The organism is Nonomuraea sp. PA05 (assembly GCF_008086045.1).
GTDB classification, from domain to species: Bacteria; Actinomycetota; Actinomycetes; order Streptosporangiales; family Streptosporangiaceae; genus Nonomuraea; species Nonomuraea monospora.
The window spans coordinates 113,210-120,833 of sequence record NZ_VSEY01000043.1 but is presented as its reverse complement, the minus strand read 5'-3'; the positions used below and the strand labels follow the sequence as shown (position 1 = coordinate 120,833).

8 protein-coding genes are annotated in these 7,624 nt (G+C 74.1%); 4 read left to right on the top strand and 4 right to left on the bottom strand.

The features are described from left to right. Positions 1 to 647, top strand: a 647-nt coding sequence (locus FXF51_RS47610) for a GNAT family N-acetyltransferase (protein ID WP_148441425.1), incomplete at its 5' end; no start/stop codon positions are given. Between the two features lie 5 nt (positions 648 to 652). Here the strand turns inward: FXF51_RS47610 and FXF51_RS47605 are convergent. The 3 genes from FXF51_RS47605 to FXF51_RS47595 form a co-directional block, all read right to left on the bottom strand. Next, the gene (locus FXF51_RS47605; RefSeq protein WP_148441424.1) at positions 653 to 1,882 is read right to left on the bottom strand and encodes a hypothetical protein; all 1,230 of its coding nucleotides are present in this window, start codon (positions 1,880 to 1,882) and stop codon (positions 653 to 655) included. 44 nt (positions 1,883 to 1,926) lie between these two features. Next, positions 1,927 to 2,427, bottom strand: a complete 501-nt coding sequence (locus FXF51_RS47600; protein WP_148441423.1) for a SigE family RNA polymerase sigma factor — start codon at positions 2,425 to 2,427, stop codon at positions 1,927 to 1,929. 78 nt (positions 2,428 to 2,505) lie between these two features. After that, entirely contained in the window at positions 2,506 to 3,462 is a 957-nt protein-coding gene (locus FXF51_RS47595) for a GlxA family transcriptional regulator (protein ID WP_262380321.1), read from the bottom strand. 71 nt (positions 3,463 to 3,533) lie between these two features. On the opposite strand from FXF51_RS47595, the gene FXF51_RS47590 reads away from it, so the two are divergent. Both FXF51_RS47590 and FXF51_RS63185 read left to right on the top strand, forming a co-directional pair. Next, positions 3,534 to 4,790 carry an MFS transporter gene (locus FXF51_RS47590; protein ID WP_187414976.1) on the top strand — a complete coding sequence of 419 codons (1,257 nt, stop codon included), beginning with the start codon at positions 3,534 to 3,536 and terminating at the stop codon, positions 4,788 to 4,790. Then, entirely contained in the window at positions 4,787 to 5,596 is an 810-nt protein-coding gene (locus tag FXF51_RS63185) for an aminoacyl-tRNA hydrolase (protein ID WP_262380320.1), read from the top strand. Before FXF51_RS47590 ends, FXF51_RS63185 begins: the two co-directional genes overlap by 4 nt. On the opposite strand, the gene FXF51_RS47575 is transcribed toward FXF51_RS63185, so the two are convergent. Then, a complete protein-coding gene (locus FXF51_RS47575; protein WP_148441421.1) occupies positions 5,583 to 6,557 on the bottom strand; it encodes a DUF3616 domain-containing protein in 975 nt (324 codons plus the stop codon). The two genes, FXF51_RS63185 and FXF51_RS47575, sit on opposite strands and share 14 nt — an antisense overlap. A gap of 167 nt (positions 6,558 to 6,724) precedes the next feature. On the opposite strand from FXF51_RS47575, the gene FXF51_RS47570 reads away from it, so the two are divergent. Further along, positions 6,725 to 7,615, top strand: a complete 891-nt coding sequence (locus FXF51_RS47570) for a hypothetical protein (protein ID WP_148441420.1) — start codon at positions 6,725 to 6,727, stop codon at positions 7,613 to 7,615. The last annotated feature ends 9 nt before the right edge of the window (positions 7,616 to 7,624 follow it).

Here is a 7,624-nt window from a genome sequence, read left to right as displayed (position 1 = left end):
CGGGCCCCGCGGGGCGCGCCCCCCCCCCCAGCCCCCCCCCGGGGGGCGCCCCGGGGGGGCGGGGGCTCGACCGCCGCTCCGACGAGTCGGCCGCCGCCATGCTCGCGCCGCTGTCCGCCGGGCAGCGCGAGCGGCTGGTGAGCGCGATGGCCGAGGTCGAGCGCCTGCTCGCCGCGTCCATGGTGGAGGTCGGCGTGCTCGACCCGCGCCATCCCGCCGCCCGCCACTGCCTGACGTCCTACGTCACCGAGCTGGGCGGCCGCTTCGAGGGCGGGTTCGACCCGGCGCGCAGCCTCCCGGCCACCGACGCCGAGCTGTGCCCGCCCGCCGGGATGCTGCTCGTCGCCACGCTGCACGCCGAGCCGGTGGGCTGCGTGGCGCTCAAGCTGCACCCCGGGACGGCGACGGCCGAGCTCAAACGCATGTGGGTCGCCCCGTCCACCCGGGGCCTGGGCCTGGGGCGCCGGCTGCTCGCCGAGGCGGAGTCGCACGCCGCCGGGCAGGGCGTGCGCACCCTGCGCCTGGAGACCAACCGGGCGCTCACCGAGGCCATCGCCCTCTACCGGTCGTCAGGGTACGCCGAGGTGCCCGCCTTCAACGACGAGCGCTACGCGCACCACTGGTTCGAGAAGCGCCTGCCCTCCTGAACCGCTCACTGCACGCGGGCCAGCCGGTAGGCGCCGCCCTGCTGCCACAACAACCACGGGCCGGCCGCCAGCGCCAGGCCGGGCTGCTTGAGCGTGACACCCGTCCGCGGGTCGTGCACCAGCGAGAGGCTGCCCGTCGTGTACACGACCAGCCGGTCCCCGGCCGTCATACGGGCCTGCTTCCCCTTGCCGGGCTTCGGCACCGTGCCGAACGTCCTCTTCGACCGCCAGTCGCCGAACGACCCCGAGTGCAGCATGCCCTCGGCCACCCAGACGAACGCCGTGTCGGTGGCGGCCGCGTACCACTGCTGCGCGGGCTTGCCCATCGTCTGCGGCCGCACCCCTTCCGGCAGCGGTTGCTCTGCCGCGACCTTCAGCGTCCGCACGTCCACCATCCGCAGCTTCCTGGCGTTGGCGGGCTCGACGGTGAACAGGTAGGGGTAGGAGAACGCCACCGCCGTCCCGTCCGTGATCGTCTTGCCGGGCTTCGCGCAGCCCGTGGACACCCACGGCTGCCGCATGACGTCGCTGCCGGCGATCACGCCGCCGTCCACCCAGACGGGGGCCTCCGGGTCGGCGCCCTGCGGGCTGATCGTGCGCGTGGCTCCGTCGGCCGTGCGGCAGTGCTGCTCGCCGCCCTGCGTCCAGGTGCGCAGCCCTTCCGCCGCTCCCAGGCCCCCCTGCGCGGGGAAGCCCGCGCGCTCTGGCGTGCCGCCGCTCGCGGGAGCCTGCGCCGCCTTCCCGCCGGGGGTGAGGCCGAGCACGGTGCCGTCGGAGCCGAGCGCCGCGGGGGCGAACGGCTCGCCGGACGCCGTGCGGGCCCCGATCGTGGCCAGGCTCGTCACCGCCACGACCGTCCGCAGCCGCTCCTCGAACGCCCGGGTGCCGGGCGGCCGCCCGGGGGAGACCGTGATGGTCCTCGTGGGTGTGGGCCCGTTCGAAGGCGGCGGCGAGCCGGTGACGGTCATGGTGACGGTGGGCCGCGGTTCTGGAGCGACCGTGACGGCGGGCTCGGGGGCGACCGTGGCGGCCGTCTCGCCGTCCCCGCCCCGCAGTGTCAGCGGCGCCGCGATGAGCACCGCCGCCACGCCGGACACCCCGGCCAGCCAGGACGCGCGGCGGTTCCTGCGCCGGGTGGCCACCGACCGGTGGATCCGGTCCGCCAGGCCGGGGGGCGGGTCGCCCGCGCCGGCCTCGCCGAGCAGCGTGGCCAGCCGGTTCTCCAGGTCATCCATGCCGCACCTCCGCACCGGGCAGCGTGGCAGGCCGGTTCCTCGGGTCATCCATGATCCACCTCCGTACGGTCGACGGCCTCGCGGAGCCGGGCGAGCCCCCGCGACGCCTGGCTCTTGACGCTGCTCCGGCTGCAGCCCAGCAGCCGGGCGATCTCCTCGTCGCTGCGCTCCTCGACGTAACGCAGCACCAGGACGGCGCGCGTACGGGGTGGCAGCTCGGCGACCCGGGAACGCACTCCCGCGTCGTCCAGCAGGCGTGCCAGACCGAGGTCCTCGGCCACGGTCTCGGGCGGCGCCGCCACACTGACCTCGCGCCTGGGCCGCCGCCAGCGGTTGGCCATGATGCGGATCATGGCCGTGCGGACGTACGCCTCGGGGGAGTCCTTCCGCCTGACGGCGGACCAGCGCAGGCCGGTGCGGGTGAGCGCCTCCTGCACCAGGTCCTCGGCGTCGTGCCGGTTCTGGGTCAGGACCATGGCGTAGCGGTACAGCGCAGGCAGGCGCTGCGCCACGAAGTTCTCGAACGTCGGATCGTCCACTCGCACCTCCGCCCCCTTAGGACACCTCAGAGAGCCGGGCGGTTGAGTGATCCGGAAAGTGCGTGATCGGGAGTTCGCGGCGGATCAGAGGGTGCGGCGGAAGGTGTGGCGGTAGGCGAGCGGTGACACGCCCACGGCCGCGTGCAGGTGCTGTCGCAGCGAGACCGCCGTGCCGAACCCCGCCCGCCTGGCCACCTCCTCCACGCCCAGCTCCGTCGTCTCCAGCAGCCGCCTGGCGTGCTGCACGCGCTGGCCGTTCAGCCACTTGGCCGGGCTCTGTCCGGTCTCCTCGCGGAAGCGCCTGGTGAACGTGCGCACGCTCATCCTGGCGTGCCCGGCCAGCGCGTTCAGGTCGAGCGGGGCGTCGAGGTGGGCGAGCATCCAGTCGCGGGTGGCCGCCGTGCCGCCGCCGCTGCCGTACGGCAGGGGCCGTTCGATGTACTGGGCCTGGCCGCCGTCCCGCCACGGCGGCATGACGCAGCGCCTGGCCGCCCGGTTGGCCACCTCGCTGCCGTGGTCGCGCCTGACCACGTGCAGGCACAGGTCCAGGCCCGCGGCCACGCCCGCCGAGGTCAGCACGTCGCCGTCGTCCACGAACAGCACGTCCGGGTCCAGCTTGACCTGCGGGAAGAGCTCGGCGAAGCGGGCGGCCTCCCGCCAGTGCGTGGTGGCGGGGCGGCCGTCGAGCAGACCGGCCGCCGCCAGCACGAACGAGCCCGTGCAGATCGACATCGTCCTCGGCCGTGCTTGCAGGGCCTCCCGCAGCGGGTCCTTGATCGTGCCGTCCTTCATCGCGCGGCCCGCGTGGATGCCGGGCACCACGACGGTGTCGGCGGTGTCGAGCACGGACAGGTCGTGGTCGGGCAGCACGCTGTAACCCGCGCCGCACCGCACCGGCATGCGGTCCTGCGAGCAGGTGACCACCTCGTACAGCTTCTCGCCCGACGCCGTCTCCGCCGCCCAGAACACCTGGCCGGGCACGCCGAGGTCGAGCGGGGCGAAGTGGTCGAGCACCACGACGGCGACGCGATGACGTTCCATGGCCGGATTCTTACACATATTGGCTTTCCGGCCACTCGTGACCATGTAAGGGGATAAATCACTATTGGCGGATGACAATGAGCACCACCCGCCGAGGGCTGCACCGGGCCTGGTACGTCGCGGCCGTCGCGTTCGTGGCGATCCTGGGGTCGGCAGGCTTCCGCGCCACCCCCGGCGTGCTGATCACCCCGCTGCAGGAGGAGTTCGGCTGGTCGGCCGGCACCATCTCGCTGGCCGTCTCCGTGAATCTGGTGCTCTACGGGCTGACGGCCCCCTTCGCCGCCGCCCTCATGGACCGCTTCGGCATGCGCCGCGTGGTCGCCGTCGCGCTGCTGCTGATCGCGGCGGGCAGCGGCCTCACCGTGCTGATGACGGCGAGCTGGCAGCTCCTGCTCTGCTGGGGCGTGCTGGTCGGGCTGGGCACGGGGTCGATGGCGCTGGTGTTCGCGGCGACCGTGGTGGACCGCTGGTTCGTGCGCCACCGCGGGCTGGTGACCGGCGTGCTCACCGCCGCCGGCGCGACCGGGCAGCTCGTGTTCCTGCCGGTGCTCGCCCAGCTCGCGCAGGGGCCCGGGTGGCGCTTCGCCTCCCTGACCGTGGCCGTGGCGGCGCTGGCCGTGGTGCCGTTCGTGTGGTGGCTGCTGCGCGATCGTCCCGAGGACGTGGGCACCACCGCCCTCGGCGCGGCTCCCGGCGCGGTGCGCCCGGAGCCTGTCAGAACCAACGCGGCGCTCAGGGCCGTCACCGTGCTCGTCTCCGCCGCGCGGACCCGGCCGTTCTGGCTGCTCGCCGGCGGCTTCGCGATCTGCGGGGCCAGCACGAACGGCCTGGTCGGCACCCACTTCATCCCCGCGGCTCACGACCACGGCATGGCCGAGCCCGTCGCCGCGGGCCTGCTGGCGATCATCGGCATCTTCGACATCGCGGGCACGATCGCCTCGGGCTGGCTCAGCGACAAGGTCGACCCCAAGGTGCTGCTCGGCGTCTACTACGCCCTGCGCGGGCTGTCGCTGATGGTGCTGCCCGGTCTGTTCGCGGCCACCACCGAGCCCAGCATGCTGATCTTCATCATCTTCTACGGGCTCGACTGGGTCGCCACCGTGCCGCCCACGGTCGCCCTGTGCCGGCGGATCTACGGGGCCGACGGGGCCGTGGTCTTCGGCTGGGTGTTCGGTTCCCACCAGGTCGGCGCCGCCATCGCGGCCGTGGGGGCCGGGCTCACCCGCGACCACCTGGGCGCCTACGACCTCGCCTGGTACGCCGCCGGCGCCCTGTGCCTCCTGGCCGCCGGCATGTCCCTGGCCATCGGGCATGCTAGAGGGCGATGAACGCCGAGCTTTATGTCCTGCCCCTGGTCGTGCGGATCGAGCGAGCCGCGCCGCCCGAGCGTACCGACGCGCTGGAAGCGGCCGCCATGGCCGTGCTGAGCCTGCTGGACGACCCGGGAGAGTTCGCCGAGGAGCTGCGCGCCTGGCAGTCCACCGGGAAGATCCGCAAGGTCGTGCGGCGGGCGCGGGGCGCCGAGTGGCGCCGCGCCGTCGCGCTGCCCGGCCGCACGATCGAGCACCGCACCGCCGAGGTGCGCGTGCACCCGCCCGTGCCCCTCGACGACTGGCCGCGCGACCTGGCCCGGCTCCAGGTGTCGGGCACCGAGCTGACCGACACCGAACCGACCGGCACCGGACCGACCGGCACTGGACCGACCGGCACCGGACCGACCGGCACTGGACCGACCGGCACCGGACCGACCGGCACTGGACCGACCGGCACCGGACCGACCGGCACTGGACCGACCGGCACCGGACCGACCGGCACCGCCGCGCCCGGGCCCGCCGGGGTGCCGGTGCTCTGGGCCAACCCGGCGCTGGAGATGTCGGCGGGCAAGGCCATGGCGCAGGCCGGGCACGCCGCCCAGCTCGCCTGGTGGGCCAGCGACGCCCGGGAGCGGGCGGCCTGGCGGGAGCGCGGCCTGGCGGTGTCCGTGCGGACGGCGGCCGGGCAGGAGCAGTTCGACGCCATGGTGGCGGCCGGGCTGCCCGTGGTGCGTGACGCGGGGTTCACCGAGATCGAGCCGGGGTCGTGCACGTTCGTGGCCGACGCGCCCTGGCTGGCGGGCCGCGTCACCCGATTCTGAAGACGTCCGCGATCACGCCGCCCGCCGGGGTGATCCTGGCGGGTGACGGGCTGTCGTAGACCACGATGAGCCTGCCGTCCGACAGCCGCGCCAGCCCCTCAGGATGGTCGCAGCCCACGCCGTACGGCAGCTCCAGCACCGTCTCCAGCTCGTCGGCGGGGACGATGCCCTGCCGCTTGCCGCCGGGCCGCCAGCGCACCACCCGCACCGGGCCGTCGAGGTCCATGGTCGGCCCCGCCAGGAGCAGCAGCGCGTTCCCGTCCGGGCACATGTCGCGCACGCCGAGCCCGCTCAGGTTCAGGAAGTGCTTGCGGTACGGCTCGCTCAGCCGCAGCCGCCCCTTGCCCGCGTCCTCGACCCGCAGCTCCAGCACCACCGCCCAGCCCCGCAGGACGGGCCCGCGCAGGCCGAGGTAGATGCGGTCCGGCGTGACCACGATGCCCTCGACGTCGAGCCCGTTGTCCTTGCCCGGCAGGGCCAGGAACGGCGCGAGATGTGGATCGTTCCGCAGATGCGCGGTGAGGCTCTGGCCGCCCGACAGCACGGAGCCCTTGCGCGGCTCCTCGGTGCCGGGGTCGAGGGGGAGGCGGGCCAGGATGAAGCGGTTCTCCTCCCTGACCAGGGTGGCCAGCCGCTCGGGGCCCCGCTCGGGGTCCTTGGCCCTGACCTTCCTGCGCTTCAGGCTGTGCGAGCCGACCAGCCAGAGGTAGCCGTTCGCCCGCGCCATGCCCTCGATGTCGGCCTCGTCCTCGGGGCCCGCGGGCAGGGCGATGTAGTCGGCCAGCATGAAGGTGCGCTGGTCGCCGTAGTGGTCGCCGGTCCAGGTCAGATGTTCGAAGGAGGCGGTCTCGTCGCCGGCCACCCAGAGGCCGGTGGAGCTCTGCCGGATCGCCGAGAGGTTCGTGTGCGTCTGGGCCGCTCGCGAGGCGTGGTCGAATCGCAGCTCAACCTGTTCCACCACGCCATGATTGCACTTCGGTAGCTTCCGGGGCGCAATGGCGGGATATGTCGTACGCTCCCGTCGTGCTCCATGGGGAAGATGAGATCAAGGATTCCCGAGTGATAACGGCCGAAAGGCGCGCGATCCCGGCTTCTCCGCCCAAACGCTCCCGCATAGGCGATCTGCGCATGCGGGTGGTGTACCGGGGGCTGGCCTTGGCCGCCGCCGTCGCCGCGGTCGTCGCCGCGGCGGTGGTCGTGGTGCTCCCGTCCGAGCCGGACGAGGTCGTGGCGGGGCCGGCAACCGCGCCGCCGACCGCGCCACCCCCCTCCCGCTCCCCCCCCTCCCCGGGCGCCGCCGCGGCGCCGTCCGCCCGTGCGCCCTCAGCGAACGCCCCCGCCGCGGATGCGCCTGCCACGGATGCGCCCTCAGCGAACGCCTCCGCCACGGACGCGCCTGCCACCGGGGCGCCCGCCACCCCGGCTGCGGCGTCGTCCTCGGCTCCCCGGGCGACGCCCACTCCCGGCTCCTCGCTGGCGCCCGGTTACACGGCCATGGAGGCCCTGTACGCCGACCCGCGCGTCCCCCGGCTGACCCGCGCGGTCAAGCGCATGCGCCTGCCCTCCCCCGGCAAGCGCTTCGTCAAGGACACGCGCTCCGGCCTGGCGGTGCCGAGGCTGCCGGGGCCGTGGAAGTCGTACGGGGCGGCGCCGTTCACCACCAAGCAGGTGCTGCCCAAGCAGCGCGGCGCCAGCCCGCGCGGGATGTTCGTCACCTGCCCGCTGCCGATCATGGAGCAGAAGTCGCCCCGCGACACGGCCCTGCTGGCCGCCCGCTGGACGCTCAACCACCACCCCAAGGGCTCCAGGATCACCTGGCTGGCCTCGCAGCCCGCCAAGGGCGGCTGGCTGCTCGTCTACCGGGTCACCTACGGCAAGCGCACGTCGCGGGCCGCCGTCGTGGTCATGGACGGGGGAACAAGCAAACCGGGTCTTGCGTTCGTAACAGTGCCTGACTCGCAGCGCAAGCAGTGGCGTGACATCGGCCGCGTGGCCTCAGGGGTGCGTGTTCTAGGCTAGAAAGATCAT